This window comes from Cloacibacterium sp. TD35 (genome assembly GCF_028864635.1).
In the GTDB taxonomy this organism is placed as follows: Bacteria; Bacteroidota; Bacteroidia; order Flavobacteriales; family Weeksellaceae; genus Cloacibacterium.
In genome coordinates, this window is record NZ_CP104850.1 from 1 (window position 1) to 17,767 (window position 17,767).

At 31.1% G+C, this 17,767-nt stretch carries 11 protein-coding genes; 3 read left to right on the forward strand and 8 right to left on the reverse strand.

What is annotated here, in order from left to right; all coding sequences use genetic code 11:
- Positions 1-423: 423 nt before the first annotated feature.
- The 8 genes from N7277_RS00005 to N7277_RS00040 form a co-directional block, all read right to left on the reverse strand.
- Positions 424-1,239 (reverse strand): DUF3289 family protein, encoded by an 816-nt coding sequence (locus tag N7277_RS00005; protein ID WP_274779749.1) that lies wholly within the window; start codon positions 1,237-1,239, stop codon positions 424-426.
- 78 nt (positions 1,240-1,317) lie between these two features.
- Complete coding sequence (locus N7277_RS00010) at positions 1,318-5,007, reverse strand: hypothetical protein (RefSeq protein ID WP_274779750.1); 3,690 nt, start codon at positions 5,005-5,007, stop codon at positions 1,318-1,320.
- 214 nt (positions 5,008-5,221) lie between these two features.
- On the reverse strand, positions 5,222-6,301 hold the full coding sequence (locus N7277_RS00015) for a hypothetical protein (protein ID WP_274779751.1): 1,080 nt from the start codon (positions 6,299-6,301) through the stop codon (positions 5,222-5,224).
- 27 nt (positions 6,302-6,328) lie between these two features.
- Positions 6,329-7,576 (reverse strand): hypothetical protein, encoded by a 1,248-nt coding sequence (locus tag N7277_RS00020; protein WP_274779752.1) that lies wholly within the window; start codon positions 7,574-7,576, stop codon positions 6,329-6,331.
- Between the two features lie 111 nt (positions 7,577-7,687).
- Positions 7,688-7,870 (reverse strand): hypothetical protein, encoded by a 183-nt coding sequence (locus tag N7277_RS00025; protein ID WP_274779753.1) that lies wholly within the window; start codon positions 7,868-7,870, stop codon positions 7,688-7,690.
- A gap of 391 nt (positions 7,871-8,261) precedes the next feature.
- Positions 8,262-9,302, reverse strand: coding sequence for a patatin-like phospholipase family protein (locus N7277_RS00030; protein WP_274779754.1), 1,041 nt, complete (start codon positions 9,300-9,302; stop codon positions 8,262-8,264).
- A gap of 144 nt (positions 9,303-9,446) precedes the next feature.
- Positions 9,447-9,947, reverse strand: coding sequence for a M15 family metallopeptidase (locus N7277_RS00035; protein WP_274779755.1), 501 nt, complete (start codon positions 9,945-9,947; stop codon positions 9,447-9,449).
- Between the two features lie 108 nt (positions 9,948-10,055).
- The gene (locus N7277_RS00040; protein ID WP_274779756.1) at positions 10,056-10,973 is read right to left on the reverse strand and encodes a helix-turn-helix transcriptional regulator; all 918 of its coding nucleotides are present in this window, start codon (positions 10,971-10,973) and stop codon (positions 10,056-10,058) included.
- Between the two features lie 345 nt (positions 10,974-11,318).
- On the opposite strand from N7277_RS00040, the gene N7277_RS00045 reads away from it, so the two are divergent.
- From N7277_RS00045 to N7277_RS00055, 3 genes are all read left to right on the forward strand, one after another.
- A complete protein-coding gene (locus tag N7277_RS00045) occupies positions 11,319-12,959 on the forward strand; it encodes a phospholipase D-like domain-containing protein (RefSeq protein ID WP_274779757.1) in 1,641 nt (546 codons plus the stop codon).
- 261 nt (positions 12,960-13,220) lie between these two features.
- Positions 13,221-14,912, forward strand: a complete 1,692-nt coding sequence (locus N7277_RS00050) for a DUF262 domain-containing protein (RefSeq protein WP_274779758.1) — start codon at positions 13,221-13,223, stop codon at positions 14,910-14,912.
- A gap of 2 nt (positions 14,913-14,914) precedes the next feature.
- Positions 14,915-16,927: a DUF262 domain-containing protein gene (locus N7277_RS00055; RefSeq protein WP_274779759.1), complete on the forward strand. Its 2,013-nt coding sequence runs from the start codon at positions 14,915-14,917 to the stop codon at positions 16,925-16,927.
- The last annotated feature ends 840 nt before the right edge of the window (positions 16,928-17,767 follow it).

The following is a 17,767-nucleotide window of genomic DNA, read 5'->3' on the forward strand; positions in this document are numbered from 1 at the left end:
AGGATAGAAGTCATAAGAGATTTTTTCCTACTAAAATGCTTGTTCCATAAATCTAACGAGTGAAGCCTAATCATCTAGGTTTTTGTCTATGGTTATATTGTAAAAATAAAAACTCCGAAGTTTCTCAACTTCGGAGAGCGGGTGAATATAATAATATCCATTTATTACATTGAAAAATTATCTAAATATTGATATAGAAAATAATTTTTTAGAATAATTATAAGTACAATTAAAATTATATAAATATAAAAATAAGTTGAAATTTTAAACCTTTTAACAATAAGAAAAATGAAAATTAATAAAATAGTTAATACATCAATAATGAAAGATTGAACAACTCCAATTCCTATTAAAGAATGAAAAAAATATGTGAGCCAATTTATTATAAATAATGATAAAATAAAATACCATAATTTGTTTTTTCTAAAATTTTCCATCAGAATATATATCTTTTTTTAATTCTACAATAAATGGTTTTGCTTTTCTGTATCTTTGTAGCAGATACCATGCTTTAAAATGATTCCCCGTATTTGGTGATGGTTTATAATCTTCTCCGTGAAGCAAAATATCGTTCCAATCTAGTCCAAAATGATCATACAAAGTATAACGAAAAGTTCCTGTCCAATATTTCCTTTTTAAATCACAAAAATAGTTAATTAATTCTATCTTTGTAGCATAAACTTGATGAATTGTAATTCCTAGTCCCATAGCATTATTTATAAATCCATCAAAACTCATTCTTGGTATATACAACGGCTTATTATTTAAAAATTTTAAATCTGCTGTACCTTCATAAATGACAGCCTTGATACTATTTGTTATTTTTTTGTGATATTCTTGAAACTCATCACTTCCAAAGACATGTTTTATTAATCTTTTATCCATATAGTTTCCTTTTGTACCATTAAAAAATTTTTGACACATATCTAAACCTATAGATTCCATTTCAAACATAGAAACATCAGTAAATAAGTCTTTCATCATTCCAAACAATTCATTATCAGATTTTTTGAAAATTACAGAATTTTTCTCCCAAAATTTTTTTTGAGAATTTTGAATTTCCTTTAAATAAGAAACATCTTTCAAATCCTCTGCAACTTTTCCATTTAAATCTAAACCAGGTTTTATTTCGGTTTCAGCGAGTAATTTGTAAGGAATTCTAATGATGCTGTTTTTTGCGTCCTTTCTATCCAATTCATCGAGTAAGCTTTGTACATTTGGGCTTAATAAACTATACATAATTTTAATTTTTAAAAGTTAATTTTTTTCAAAATCTCTCTCAAAAAAATGAGAGAGACTTCAAAAAGATTTTTAAATTTAGTTTGTAACAATTACATTTGTAACTTCTCTAGGCAAAGTAGTTGCTAAGTCGCTTCCTTCCATTTTAGCATCTTCTAGTAATGCAAAAGGACTTTCAAAAACCAATTCATCTGGATTTTCACAGTTTTCTAAATCTGTTTCTGGGAAAATTGGTAAAGCATCTGTAACTTCTAAACCTGCAGATTTTGCCTGTAAAATGGTAAGAGAGGTAGGGATAGTACTAATCCAATATTTGCCTTGTGGTTTGCCTGTAGGCTCTCTAAGCTCATCTGCTATAGAAAGAAACATAGGATCACCAATTACTGGTACTTCACCACCATTCCAGATTTTGCCAGTTGCCATATAGAAATTTACTGCATCTTCAAAACCAGGCTTTACCGTTACTACTACTCTTGCCATACCTGCTTGCAAGAAATTTCTAAACAATGGATCTAGCTCTTCTGATAAGTACATTTCTTTCCAATGTTTATTTTCTGCCCAGTAATAAGGATAGAAAGTATAATCCATCACATTCCACTCAAAGGCTTGTTCTAAAAATTTGGCAAGTGAAGTGTAAGCATCTAAATTCTCATCTATGGTTACACTAAAACTTTCCATGGTCTGATTGTCGTCTGTAGAAAGAGCTTTACCAATACCATTATAGTCTTGTAGTAAATAAGCAATACAATTATGCTTTAAGATATTGCTTTCCATTTCACGGTAGAATGTGCTTACTTTATCTTTATTCTTTTCTTCTTCCGCCTTAGATGCGGCGTCTGCATCTGCCTGAGCTTGTTTAAAATCTGCGTACTGCTTATCATATTCTTCAATAATCGCATCAAAACTTGTTTTTTTCCAATTATTGACAAAGACATCAGATAATTTACAACTTAGCTTCAGAGTAATGGTAACTGTGCTAAGGTCTTGTCCTTTGTATGATAATTTTAGTTTATCCTGAATATTGAGACCAGAAATTGGAGTTATATTTCCGTTAGAATCACTATTATAGTAAATTTGTTTGCCATCTAATGGATGATAAACCCATATTTTTGCATTGGTAATCCATCCAGAACTTCTTTTATAAGAAACAGAACCTTCAAATTTTTCGCACAAATAATTTTGTGGGATATCATATTCTATAATTCCGGAATTACCTGGATTCATCTTAGATTCTGAAACCGATTTAAATTTCTCTGGCATTTGCTCTAATTTCACTTTATAATAATCTGCCCAATATTGAATTGTAGCTTCTTCTGATGTTGCATCTTTCATCTGCTTAATGCCAGTAACCTTTCTTGGATCTATAGGTGGAGTTAATATTGTTTTAACCGATTTTGTTGCCAGCCTATGTAGTCGTGCAGGTTCAGGAATCATAAATTCAAACATGGTACGTTTTCCATAATTAAAAATTTGATTCTTCACTTTTTTATCTACCCATCTGTAAACCCCAGTAATATGCTGCGGAGTAACATCACTTCCAATTTTGCCTCGATTGTCAAATTCATGTACATTATTCAACTGAACATCATGCACTATTTTCTGGATTCTCTCCTCTGAAATTTTTGAAACTACACGTTCCAATGCACGCTCTGTTATTTCTTGCGCTTTAATAGTAGCCTGTCTTGTACTTTCTCTTTGTGCATTGCTGTTTGCAAAACTACCTCCCATATCAAATTTCCAAGCTGCACCGTTAGCACTATATGAGGTGTGTGCCTCTATATTTTGCTGTCTATCTAATTCTCTCGCTACCTCGCTCTGCATTTCTGAACGATTCACTTTCGAAGTATCGGTCATTTTTTCTACTTCTTGGAACTTTGTAGTTGTTGTAGTAGTTTCTGTAAGTGTTCTCTCTGATATTGATTTATGTCGAAGTTCACTTGCCATTACATTTTCAATATTTGAAACTTCACCAGGCACATAAGCATGCACACTTTGAACTACTTTTAAATAGTCTGCTACACCTAATCTTTTAATTCCAAAATTTTTAGGGTTAAATGCTTTTTTACCTGTGTTTCCTTGAGCTAATACTAATTTTGCAAAATAGTGATCAACCGTAGGATCGTTTAATTTAAAAGTAAGTATACCCTCTCTATTATTCTTGAAATAAAATTTTGCGGTAAACTCTGTAAAGTCGTATAATTCAGAAATTGTGAACTGATCATTAAAGATATTATTAATCAATAATTTTAATCCATCAATTGAGAACTCTTTAGGAATAAATTCAAGGATGTTTCCAAGAGAACCTTTCACTTGACATTCTAAAGCATCTATTTCCCAAGAAGTATCTGGTACTTCTAAAACCAAATCAAAATCATAAAGCTGTTTAAAATCAACTATATCCCATCTAATATTGACTTTAGGAGTTAATACAGCTGAAAAAGGATTCTGAGCAGTAACATTTTGAATACGAACAGACGCACCACCAATATTAGCATATTCTTCTTTATCTAATTCAGTAGCAGTAACTATTTTGGTTGCAAATTCAGAATTTTGGGCATTAATCATTCTATCTAATTCTTCTTGTGTAAAAACTCCCTCTACTGGTAGAATTCTTACATCTGGTGATGCCTCATTATTGAAACTTTGAATAGTTTGATTCGAAGATTCTACATTATAGCCACCCACAAACTCTCTATTCAAAACATCTGACATTGTTTCAAATGATTTCTGAGAAAGTTTTTCTTTGAGATATTCTGAATCAAAAGTCGAATAACTAAATTGGAAATTTGGTAAGGTAGGATAAGGAACTGCATCTAAAAGGGCTTGTTGTTCTTCAGATGTCTGTTCCTCTGTAAAAGAATATCTAACAAGATTTAACTGAGCTTCATATTCATCCAACAATGGTTCAATACTTGTCAGATAGTCTTCTTGAGAAGTTTTTAGTGCATTGTTATAGTCTCTCTGATAATTTTTAGAAATAAGATTAATCTCTGACTTCAGATGATCTATCCTAGATTTTTCTGAAATTGCTAGTGCCAATTCTTGATTTTTTTTAGCGTAGTTTGCTAATTTTCTCTCTGTTGAAGCTGAAAGTCTGTTAAAATCGGGATCCTCCGCAATGTAAGAAGTAGAAATTAAGCTTTCATTTACGGTAAATACATTAGGAGTATCTTCCGCATCTATCCCATCATCTATAATACTATCAACAAACAATCTCCCTGGCAAAACTACTTTTGCATCTCTAAGAATTAAGTGAGATTCATTATTTTGGTGTAAAGAAAAATGAATAGCTTTTATAACTTGCAGAATAGATTCTTTTACATAAAAATCTTTTTGTGTCAGTACTTGATAAATCAAATTATCCCATAATTTTGAATAGGAAGAAGGAAAAGTAACAGTCTGAGGCAAAAAATTTACAATATTCTCTAACTCATTTTTTGCAATTTTTTCAGCAGCTGGGAAATAATCTGAAAAATCTGTTACTACCTCACTTTTTGTTTTATAAAAATAGTTGCTATTTTGAGAATCTATTATAGAAATTTGATTCTCTAAGGCTGTAATTTTAGAGCCGTTAGAACTATCCCAAATTCCAACTGGAATAGCTTCTCCAAAAAGAATTGAATGATCTTTTGAGAGGTGTACAAACCCAAGATTTTTCTCAGGGTGAGTTTCTGTAAGCTGTGGATTTCTAAGGCTTACAAATCTAAATAATGTTTGTGATGCATTATTTTTACTGTTATTGTTGTTCATATTTTGTTCTGGTAACATTTTTATTTTTTTTAAATTGTTAATAATTTGTTTTTTGAGATTTACTCTCTGTATTTGCGCAAATAAGAGTGTTTTTTTAGTTTTCAAGCATAAGATATGCTGTCCAATAATTATAAATTATTGAATTTCATTAAATTAAATGCTTTTTGAATCTTTGATTAGTTTCTGAAATTTGCAGTGACACCAAAACGTGTCGTAACAAATTTTTGGCTTTTTAATCCTCGTTTTTAGTATACTCAAGAATAACTCTAACAGAAGTTCTCCCAGTTTCATTAGGTTCTATTATCTCTTGTCCTTCTGAATTAATATAACTATGGTTATTTATAATTATCAGTTTATCCCATTCCATTAAATAAATATTTTGGATAAATTTTCCATAAATTTCATATTTACCATCTACAAAGTCACTATTTAAGATTACCCCACCTTTACTATATATTCTTTGGCCTTTACGAACATTTAAAAATAAAGCATCATAATTTATAATTTTATCTATTGATAAATGAATCAAATCTACACTTGTTTCCATTTCAGTAATATCTCTTTCAATAACAGTTCTGTATAATGTTCTACCGTCATAAATACCTATATTTAGTTCTTCATTAATCGCATATTTTGTTTTGTTTATTTCGGAGAGTAATTTCCAATCGGGGTTTAGAATCTTTTCAAAATTTTCTGTAGCAGGGCATGAAATAAGTGTATAAACTATTAAATTATTATCATTATCTCTTTTATAAAAATTAGAACTATATGGTCTAGCTAAAATATTTTCACAATAATTAGAGTCTGTGATTATTCTATTTTCAAAAGGAATGCATATATAAAAAAGATCTGAATCAATATTAATAGGTAAAGGTTGACCGGCTATATAATCATTATGTATATTCTGACAAACATAAATATCATTATTAATAAGCTCATCTTCTGGAATAAATACAACATTATCTCCTGCATTAACATTTTCCAATGGGATGAATGGTTCAACACCTATTTTAGTATAGAGTATATATCTAATATCTTCAGGGATTGTTATTTTCTTCCATGAACTGTCCAACACTATATTCCTCTTATTATCATCTACTTCACTACGGTAAATCCCTCCTTCAAAAGCTACTAAATCGTATTTTTTATAATTTTCACCTTCTTTAAAATTTGATATTCCATAACCATTAATTTGACTTATAGGAATCTTTTCTTCCTTATGCCAATAAGAGTCTTGCCACTCCCAGAAATCCTCTTGCTTGGGTTTGTCTCCATTTTCAAAGACTTTTTTTAGTTCTTGTTTTGATTTCATAAACGATTGTTTTTGATAATTAAAATATTAGTAAAGAGCATTCCAGTTAGTCCCATCAAACCCATAATGCTTGTTATCTGAAGTGTTAAAGAACAAGTCTCCTGAGTTTGATGTACTAGGAAAAGTTGTTCCTTTAGAAGCATTAATTTCTAATGCCTTTTTATCTTCCCAGCCAAAAGTACCATCAGGATTTGCCACAATGTTTTTTGTATAAGAAGCATCTGCACTTGGCATATAACCTGCACCTATAATAAATTTACCGTTAAATTTCACCCATCTCTCAACAAAATCACCCGTAATAAGACCTGTAGAATAATCATTATGCCCATGTCCTGGTGTAGCATTATCCCAAAAGTTAGAAGAAGTAGTTGAAGGAATACTATGAATACAAAGCTTATTACTGAAGTTGTAGGCAGCATTGGTAGAAGTTCCTCCTGCCCTTGCTCCAATAAAGACATTGTTATTTCCAGAAGAAATTCCTATCCCAGATCCATATCCAATCATTACATTATCTTTTCCAGATGTAATATATGAGCCTGTTGAGCTTCCAACCAATACGTTTCTTTGTGCATCTTCTTTTATATTATTCCCAGCAGATGTTCCAACACATACATTATGTTTTCCGGTAATATTACCTCCTGCGTTTCCTGTCATTGCAGCACCAATAGCAACATTACCTCTACCAGTTGTTAACGTCTGTAAAGACCCCCACCCAAAAGATGAGTTGTAGTCACCTGAAGATAATACTTTTAATCCTTCTGCTGAAAAACTAGAATTACCGCCACCTGTAGCAACTGCTGACATTCCTCCAAAATATATATTAGAATCTGCACCAACTGATGGAGTGGCCACATAATTCAAAGATGCTTTACTAGAATCTTTTATAGAAATAGAGGTTGAAGAAACGCTTCCTCTCAATGATACTCTGTCTAATGTATCTGCCTCAGAAGGTGTAATATCCACATACTGTGAACCACTCCATCTATATAGTCTGTTAGAATTTTTAGCTAAAAATAATTTACCCACTTCTCCATTTATTGGAAAATCTTCCATGGCATCATATTCTAAAATATCATCTACATAGCTTGGTAATTGTTCTGATGGGACTTTCCCATTTACTAAATCTGCCTTTTTAGATAAATCAACTCTATTTGCAGGAATAATATCTCCTTCATCCTCTTTGTGCCAAAAAGAGTCTTGCCATTCCCAAAAATCTTCTTGTTTTGGTTTATCTCCATTTTCGAAAACTTTTCTTAATTCTTGTTTTGATTTCATTTTTTTGTTTTTAAGTGTTAATAATGTCTCCTAAAAGGATAAAAATTTCATTAGAAAAATTCCTATCCATTGTTCTAAAAAGCCTTCCTTCATAAAATTCAGTTTTGATTGTTAATAATTAAGTTCATAATCTTGAAATCTCAATTCCATTTCATCAAACTCTTTAGAAAAAAATTGTTCCATTTCCTTTAACTCACATTCTGAATGGAGCTCTTCTTTTTCTTCTTTAGTTAATGATGCAATAGAGATTTCTTTTTCCTGAAAAACATCAGGAACGTCTTCAGATGTTTTCATTTTTTTTCATTTTTTTGTTAAACATTTTTAAATTATTCGCGAAAAATTTTGTGATTTTAATGCATAATTCTTGCTGTTCGATTCACTGTAAAGTGTCGGATTGAAATAATGGAAATCGTAAAATTTTTAGTTATCTATGCGTCTTTCTCTTTCTTTTTAAAGAGTTTTTCTCTAATGAACATTATGGACTGTTCAAATAAGAATTTTAGAAATTTTGGTTTCATAATATTTTGTGTTTAGTGCTATTTTGATATTTCAAAGATAAATTTTGAAGGCGACAAAACTCTTCGCAATATTTTTATCTAATAGAAATTTTTCATCATTTGTGTTTTTTGTTTTGTATTTATGTTTGATTCAAAGGTATACCTAAGAAGCGCCAGAACTCGTCGTGTTAAATTTTATTTTTGATCAGTTTCTGAACAATTTGATTAAGTGCTTCTTTGTTTTCATTTACAAAAGAAAGTCCAGCTTGTATTAATGCATCAAGATTATCTTGTTTTACATTATCCATTTCTGGAGAAGCATTTTTAAGAGAAGGATTTAATCTATAATAATTTTTTTGGTTTCTATTTCCAAGGGTTTGGAACATTTGAGTAAGTTGATAATCTACGGTCTCTGCATTAGAGGACATCAAAATATCAATCACTGGACTAATCCACTTTATTTTCCCTGCCTTTTCTAAACTTTTATAAGAGTAAGGTTTAGTTTCTGAACCAGTTCCAACGGAAACAATAATCATATCATTTATTGATGGTCTATTTGGCTTCATGTGAGATTTCAAAACCTCTGAAAAAGGAATTTTTCTAGCCTCAGCATAGGCACAAAGTGCAGGATTATTGGCAAACAAACCTCCATCTATCAAACTAAAATATTGTCCATAAACTGATTTAATTTTAGCAGGAGAAAAATATGTTGGCGCTGCAGAAGTAGCTCTACAAATATCTCTGACTAGAAAATTATTAGTGGGTAGTTTTGCATCCCACGAATTAAACAGTTGAGCTTTTCTATTCTCAATATCATATGCTGTAATTAAAGATGGTTTTGCTAAATCTTTCAATTCAAGATTTCCAAAAAAATCTAAAAGGTGTTTCTCTAATTCTTCTTCAGAAATTTTTTCACTGAAAAGACCAAAAGGATTTACCAATCTTTCCCAAAATCCAACACTAAAAATATTTTCTCCTTTTTCAGAGTATAATTCAAATGCTTTCTGGATAGAAAATTTAGCTTTCTTATTTTCTTCTGGATAAAGTAAAATTGAAGCTAAAATTCCGCCAGTACTACTACCTGCAATCAAATCAAAATAATCCCCCAATTTTAAACTAGGATTATCTTTTTGCTGAAGTTGCTCTTCTATGTATTTCAAAATAATACAAGGAATAATTCCTCTTATCCCTCCTCCATCAAGAGAAAGTATAGTAATTTTTTTGCTCATTATTTGGTGTTTGTTTAAAGGTGAAAACAAAATAATTCATTAATAGAGATAAAGAATGATAATCTTCCTTGAATTATATTGTAGTGAATTAATAAAACAAATGTAGATGAAGGTTACGCCAAAACTCGTCGTAAGAAATTAATGTTAAAAAATTACATATCCCAATATGTCTCTTTTCATTTTAATTAGATTGCGCCAACTTACCTTAGTAAAGTTTTTAGAAACTGGTAGGTATCTTCGTTCAAAATGAGGCAAATCTTTAAATCTAACCCAGTTACCTCCCCAATCCCAACCATTTTTTGCAAATATTTTAACACATTCATACCAATCGGCAATTTGGTCCCCATCCCAATCTTTTTTAGTATCAAAACTTGCTTCTTTTCCATCAATAATCAGACATATATCAACTGCCAAACCATAATTATGTATACTTTGTCCTGCTTTAGCATTAGTCACTTTCTTTTCTTTTGTGAGCCTTCCTCTCGCATATAATAGTTCTTGTTCTTCAAAAGTTCTGAGTCCTTGGGTAATTCTAATCTTGGCTCTTCCATTTAATGATTCATCACACTGATTAATAATCTTAGTTACTTCTTCTCTTACTTTGGGATGAAGTTTTGCAATTCTTTGCCTGGTAATTTTGTCCATAATTTTAATATTTAATTTATTGGACAAAACTATTTTTTCGAAGCGCCAAAAGTTGACGTAAATAAAAAAATCCGCCTATAAAGGCGGATTAAATTAAAAACTATTTAGTTAAGAAAAGTAGTTTTTAATACTCTCTTGCAAATGAATTTTAATATCATCTATCAAACATTGTGGTTCTAAAACTTTCACTTCCTTACCATAAGAAAGAATCTCTTGCATAAAATCATAAGTAGGGTGAAGACACATCTCAAATATTACTTTTTCACTATTCTCAAGAGATATCTCTTGAGTTGAATGTAAAGGAAAACTTTTAATATATTCTGCTTGTTGCTTAGTGCATTCCAAAACAATTTTGTGAGGTTTTTGTTCTTCTAGATTCATCACTCCAAAAGAATTTTTGAAATGTTCCTTTACATCTATTTTATACTTCTCTTTAAAAGAAGCTTTATAAACATCTAAATATCTTATCCGATCCAATCCAAAAGATTTTGTTTTTTTATCTTTGGTATCTACTGCAAAAAGGTACCAACGATCTTTAGATTCTTTTAGAGCAAGTGGATGAACTTTTCTTTTTGTAACCTTTTGATTAAGAAAACTATAATGTTCAAATTCAACAACTTTTTTATTTCTTATTGCAAAAAGCAAATCATAGAAAGAATCAATTCCCCTTGGTTTTCTTGACTCTAAAAAAACAAAATCTGCAAAATCTGGATAAGTATTAATTGCATTTATAATCTGATAAGACTCTAAGAGTCTCTGATTATACTCATCAACTTCCATTACTGGTCTACTCGCAATAAAATATCTATTATCACCCTTCTTTTTATTCTGGATAACAAGATTAAATAAAGAATTGATATCTTTTATGTCTCTTTGCAGAGTTCTAATTGAATATTGATATACATTAGCGTCTTGAAATTCCCTCGAATTGAGAAGATAATTTTCTATTTCTTCATAAGTTGCAGGACAACGCTCAAGTCGCTTTATGATTAAAGCATAACGTGCCAAAAAGAAATCTTTTTTCATGGTTTTAATTATTTTATTGGCACAAAATTAGAAAGTCAATGCGCCAAAGGATGACGCATATAATTCAATTAATATGTAAAAAAATTAAAAAAAACAAGACTTAGCTCTTTTTTCTTTTTTTTTCCGCTTATTCTTATGAATTCCTCAACATCGTCTTCGGAATAAACTTTATTTTCTCTAATCCAATCATGAAGTTCAGCCTTAAAAAACATTAGACTCCCTTTAGTAGGCCTATAAAAAGGAATTAAAGCTCAACAAGTTAATTTTGTCAGTTTGCTATAACTTATATTTAGATATTTACAAGTTTCAATAGAATATTAATTAAATTTGTAAAAATACCAGTTTATGATAAAAACTTTTACCAACTTATTTTTTGCCACCGTTTTATTCGCGGTTAATTCTCAAGCTCAGACCATTCAAGAATCCGACTATACCTTAAACTACAAGGACAATAAAATTGAAGTTACCTTCAATAAAGGCGTTTCACTCAAAGCTTTTGACAACAAAACCCAAACCCTAAAGAGAATTGCACAGGCAGTGAATCAAAACACTTTTGTCCTAGACAGCCTTAATCCTGCACAGGTCATCAAACTGGAATATACTTTTAATGACGATACTTCCAGAACTGCAAAAGCCAATTATATTGTGGCAAAATCAGCCTCTACAGGGGTAATGAATGTCTATTTCAACCATACCGTAAACAATACCTTAGCGCAATATCAAAATGCCGTAAACTTGGCAGACCAACTGGATAACAAACTCATTGATTATATCAACGCTTGTCAAAGCACCTTAGATATTGCCATTTACAACAGCTACTCTCCAGATAGCTCTACAGGAATTGCTGGGGCAATCAATAGTGCATATGCTCGTGGGGTGAAAGTAAGAGTAATCTATGATGGAAGCACTTCTAGTGTGATGATTCCTTTGCTCAATCCTGCTATTCCCAAATTACCTAGTCCTACAACTTCTGACTATGGTATCATGCACAACAAATTTGTCATTTTCGATGCCGACAGCTCAGACCCAAACACCCCTTGGGTATGGACAGGTTCTACCAACTGGACTGCCGTTCAAATTGATGGTCCAGATAAAAACAATGCCATTGCTATTCAAGACCAAGCTTTAGCACAAGCCTATAAAAGCGAGTTTGAAGAAATGTGGGGTTCTAGTACTCTTACACCAAATACCACACTTTCAAAATTCGGACCATATAAAACAGACAACACACCTCACAATTTTGTAATTGGGGGCAAAGTAGTCAATGCCTATTTCAGCCCTTCTGATGGAGTGACAGCTAAAATTGTGAATGTCATCAACTCGGCCAATACAGACATAGAAATTGCAGATATGCTCATCACTAGAGACGATATCCGTGATGCTTTAATCAACAAATACAATGCAGGTTTGTCAACCATCAATGCAGTATTCGACAGCCAAAACCCAACGGGGAATGACTTTGCAGCTTTACAATCTGCCATTGGAACTACAAAAGTGGTAAAATATTCAGGAGCTGGAATTTTACACCACAAATTCATGTTGGTAGACAATTACAATGCGGGTTCGGACCCTCAAGTCTTGACAGGCTCTCACAACTGGTCAACTTCTGCAGAAACCAAAAATGATGAAAACACCCTAATCATTCACGATAAAGTAATCACAGACCAATATTTCCAAGCATTCGCTTACCTCTACAATTTCGCAGGGGGCGTACTCAATGCTACAGAATTTGCACAGCAAAATCATCAGCTCATTGCATATCCAAACCCAACAGCTGATGTTGCTTACATCAAATCAGACAGCCGTACAGCCAACCAAAGTGGTTCATATACCATTTTCAATGTAGCAGGAAACAAAATACTGGAGAAACAGTTTACCCAACTGAAAGATGCCCCAATAGACCTTACAACATATCCAAAAGGACTCTACTTCATCAACCTGAAAATCGGAGACAAAACCTACCAGACAAAACTCCTCAAAAAATAACACAAGAATCTATCTCCACCGAGATAGATTTTTTTTATTAATTATCCACATTTAACACAAAATATACATTTTCAGTTTCTTAAGTTAATTTATTTTGTATAAATTTGTTATAAACTAATAAGCCGAAACTCATATTACTCAATTCACACAAACGCTTACAAAAAGATTTTTAATTAATCTTCAATAAGTTATTCGTTTTTATCATATTTGAAAGATGCGTATATTATGAGTTGTTGGAAATGCTAATTAAACAAATAACTTATGGAAAATATATTAGAATTAAAGACTATTAATGAGCTGAATCAGTACTCATTTTTTATTCCAGCTTATCAGAGAGGCTATAAATGGACACCCAAAGAGGTGGAAGACTTATTGAATGACATAAATGAATTTAAGCCTAGACTCATCGGTGACACAGATGAAAAAACTTGGTACTGCCTGCAACCTATTGTTGTTAAAGAAATATCATCTTTAGACGGTAAAACACCCGAGTTTGAAGTTATTGACGGCCAACAAAGACTAACAACTATCTTCTTGATTCTTCAATATTTAAATCAAGACTATGTTCCAGAGAAGCGAGATAAACTTTTTGGACTAGACTATCAAACTAGACAAGGAACAAGTGATTTTCTTAACTCTTTAGATATAAATAATATTGTTGAGGAAAACATTGATTTTTACTACATTAATAATGCTTACCAAAAAATTAATCAGTGGTTTGATTCAAAGGGTGACAATTTTGATAAAAGTGATTTTCGTTCCAAGTTTAAGTTCCATTCAAAGGTAATTTGGTATCAAAGCAATGAAGAAAATCCTATATCTATCTTCACAAGAATAAACATTGGGAAAATTCCTTTAACTAACTCCGAACTCATAAAAGCGCTATTTTTAAATAGCTCAAATTTTGAAAAAAGTAAACTAGAGAAGTTGAAGTTACGTCAACTCGAAATTGCAACTGAATGGGATCAAATTGAGCAATCACTTCAAAATGATAGATTATGGTATTTTATTTCAGGAAATAAGATCTCAACCAATAGAATAGAATTAATATTCGACCTAATGAATGAAGAAGGAGATAAAAATGACTCTTATTCAACTTTTAGATTTTTCAGTAAAAAATTCAATAGCAAAACTCAAGAAGCAGTTGAAGAAAATTGGAAGGAAATCAAAGATTATTACCTAAGATTTAATGAGTGGTTTAACGAACGAGATTTATATCACAAAATTGGGTTCTTGGTATGTATCAATGCTGCTTCAATAAAAACTTTGTACAAAAAATCAAGTACATTAACCAAAACTGAATTCAGACAGTTTCTAGATAGTCAAATTAAAGATAATCTCAAAAATATTTCACTTGAGGATTTACAATATGGTGATAAGAATGTTAAATGGGTGCTCCTTTTATACAACATTCTGACAATGCTTAACAGCGAAAAAGACAATTCATATTTCCCTTTTGACATCTTTAAAAATGAAAATTGGGATATTGAACATATAACTTCAGTTAAAGACGCTATTCCAGATAAAAATCGTGGCGATTGGGTTCAAGATGCATCAGCGTTTATTGACGACACTAAAGAGGGAGGAAAAGAGCTAAAGGAAAGAGCAAATAAATGTGATGTAACTAACGATGATGAATTCAAAAGTTTATTTGAAGACATAGTTTCACATTTTAATTCAGATATAAATGATGAGGATATAAATGACTTATCGAATCTTACTTTATTGGATTCTCAAACAAATAGAGGTTATAAAAACGCTGTTTTTCCATTAAAAAGGAAGACAATCATAAATAGGGACAAGTCTGGAGTTTTTATACCTATTTGTACCAAAAATGTATTCTTGAAATATTTCAGTGAATATCCACCTAAAATTTCTTTTTGGACTCAAGATGATAGAGTAAAATATGAAGCTGACCTTTTTAAAGTTCTCAATAACTATATAACTGCATAGACATGACAAATTCAACATACAAAGGAAAAATACTTGGGTTTACTGAGTTAATCCAAGCACATAAACTCGAGATTCCGATTATTCAGAGAGATTATGCTCAGGGTAGGAAAGACAAAAAGGAAATAAGACTTAATTTTCTAAAGGCATTGTATGAATCAATAACAACAAATAATCCAATTAAACTTGATTTTATTTATGGTAGTTGCCAAAATGGAGCATTTCAACCTTTGGATGGTCAGCAGAGATTAACAACATTATTCCTTTTGCATTGGTATTCTGCTGCAAAAGATAAAGAACTATTTACTAACACAAAAATACTCCTTAGCAAATTTTCGTACGAAACACGCATAACTTCAAGAGATTTTTGCCTTGCACTAATTGAAAATGATATTGACATACCTGATTCCAACTCTAATATCAGTGATTTAATTATAGATTCAAATTGGTTTTTTCTCTCTTGGAAGAGCGACCCAACAATAGATGCAATGCTTAGAACCATCGATGATATTCATAAACAATTTAATAAAGTTGATAATCTTTGGGAAATCCTGAATAAAAAACCAAATCTAATTTCATTTTATTATGTTGAACTTGAGAATATTGGCTTAACAGATGATCTTTACATAAAAATGAATGCAAGAGGAAAATTACTGACACCATTTGAAAACTTTAAAGCTAGTTTACAAAAGAAAGTAGAAGATGAAAAGTGGGAAACTTTAACAAGTATTCAAGATTCATTTGCATTTAAAATTGATACTGTATGGACTGATTATTTTTGGCATCAATTCAGGAAAAACAATACAATTGATGAAGCGTTTATGCGTATGATTGCATCCGTTTGTATGATTAGACAAGCTATTGATAGAACAATAACTAAAGCAGAGGAAAGAACTAATCTTATTACAACAATACAAGAGCAACCTAACTCAATCAGACCTGGACATTTCACTAAAAGTAGTTTTGAATACCTAACAGACACATTTAATATTTACGAAAAGGTTTATAAGGAGAATACTGATCTTAAGCCTTCTTTTATTATGTGGAGGCATTCCTCACGAAAATCTATTCTTTCAGAGATAGTTTTTGATGACAATACTTATTCAACTGTCCAAATAAATAGTGCAACTTATACTCAAAAAATACTCTTTTTTGCTCAAACTGAATATCTCAAAAGAAATAACACTTTCAACAAAGAAAAATTTGAGGAATGGATGAGAGTAGTAAGAAATATAGTTTCGAGAGGGGATGTTGACAAGGATGGTAATAGACCCGACATAGTTAGAAGTCCTCAGGCTTTTGATGGTGCTGTGAACCTAATAAATGAATTATCCGAGTATTGTTCAGATATATATAATAACCTCTCGACAATAACTTCATTAAAATCACAATTCGCTAAAGAACAAATCGAAGAAGAGAAAACTAAAGCCAAATTAATTATTCAGTACCCTAACTATCGTGAAACAATTTTTAGTGCAGAAGACAATGAATTACTCAGAGGAAGAATCGAATTTCTTTTCTATTGTATGGATTATGACAAAAATCCCGAAAATTTTGATTTCCAGTTATTCTCAACACTAACTTCTGTAATGAATACCCACTTCAACTCTGAAGACAATCTAAACAATGATTTAAGGCGAGCATTATTATCTATTGAAATTGCAGGCAATTATGATTTCTATTGTTATTGGTGGTCTTATTGGCATATTGCAGGAGCAACCAAGCGTAGATTGTTTGACAGATTTAGGGAGTTAGAATACTTCATTTATTCAGAATGGAGAGAATACTTTAAGAAACTTGTTCTTGAACTATGTAACAAAGACCTTGAAGCAATTGCTACAGATTTTACGCCACCTGTAAATTTTCCTAAATGGAAAATGAGAATGATAAAGGAGAAAGATTTATTAGACAAGAAAGGCAAATCCAATTACATTGCAATATCCGATGATAATTCAAGCTGTTGGTTATTAAAAAGCAAAAGACCTCGTGATACAGACGGAAGTTATGAGATTAAATAGAAGCATTTCCCACAACAGGTTTAACTGTTACACAACTCCTCTTTTTAGAAAATAATCATTAAACAAAATAAAATTCAACCTCTTTAGAAACAATTTTAGAGAGGTTTGTTTTTTAGTTAAGGTTACCCCCATGACTCAGGTTTCTAATCCGTGACCTACAAACACATTGAAACGTTTAGTTTTTAATAACATCGTCAAGGTTCCAAAACCACCACTGTCCGCAACAAGTAACATAATGAACATTATATACACTGGAGCTGTCTCGGCGGGCTTCCGCCATCATCCCTACATACTCCCTATAATTTGGAATTATGTTTAATACCTTCCTAGCAACATGCAAAGCCTTTATGGGCTACACCTTCCAATCGCTCATTAGGTCAAAATAAATACAGAAACCAAAAGAGATCTCTAAATCTCCCTACATACTCGATCTTCAAATTCTGTTATATCTGAGTATATTAATAAACTCAACACGGTATCCAAAATATAGTTTTATATAAAATATTTCAGATATCCTAAAATTCATATCCATTAAAATTCTATTTTACTGTCTTTGGGAGTAGAAGGTAGCTTTTTATTTCTATTGTCAAGTTGAAATTATTTAATTCTACAACTCGCAGAACTATAATTAAAAAAATCAATTTCTAAATACTTAAAAAGGCAATAATCTATCATAATTAAAATAATTAGAGTCTTAATCATAATATCTAATAATTTCTATAACTATTATTAATATTGTAACTTTTTTAAAATTATCATTATAGATAGAAATAGATTTTTTAAGTTAAACTTTAGCACTTGTTAACTCTGTATAAAATAAGCATGTCCTTTACAATTACT

Coding starts and splice junctions, on each gene's coding strand:
- N7277_RS00045 (WP_274779757.1), top strand. CDS start 11,319: ATGATAAAAACTTTTACCAACTTATTTTTTGCCACCGTTTTATTCGCG.
- N7277_RS00015 (WP_274779751.1), bottom strand. CDS start 6,301: ATGAAATCAAAACAAGAACTAAAAAAAGTCTTTGAAAATGGAGACAAA.
- N7277_RS00035 (WP_274779755.1), bottom strand. CDS start 9,947: ATGGACAAAATTACCAGGCAAAGAATTGCAAAACTTCATCCCAAAGTA.
- N7277_RS00020 (WP_274779752.1), bottom strand. CDS start 7,576: ATGAAATCAAAACAAGAATTAAGAAAAGTTTTCGAAAATGGAGATAAA.
- N7277_RS00010 (WP_274779750.1), bottom strand. CDS start 5,007: ATGTTACCAGAACAAAATATGAACAACAATAACAGTAAAAATAATGCA.
- N7277_RS00030 (WP_274779754.1), bottom strand. CDS start 9,302: ATGAGCAAAAAAATTACTATACTTTCTCTTGATGGAGGAGGGATAAGA.
- N7277_RS00005 (WP_274779749.1), bottom strand. CDS start 1,239: ATGTATAGTTTATTAAGCCCAAATGTACAAAGCTTACTCGATGAATTG.
- N7277_RS00025 (WP_274779753.1), bottom strand. CDS start 7,870: ATGAAAACATCTGAAGACGTTCCTGATGTTTTTCAGGAAAAAGAAATC.
- N7277_RS00040 (WP_274779756.1), bottom strand. CDS start 10,973: ATGAAAAAAGATTTCTTTTTGGCACGTTATGCTTTAATCATAAAGCGA.
- N7277_RS00055 (WP_274779759.1), top strand. CDS start 14,915: ATGACAAATTCAACATACAAAGGAAAAATACTTGGGTTTACTGAGTTA.
- N7277_RS00050 (WP_274779758.1), top strand. CDS start 13,221: ATGGAAAATATATTAGAATTAAAGACTATTAATGAGCTGAATCAGTAC.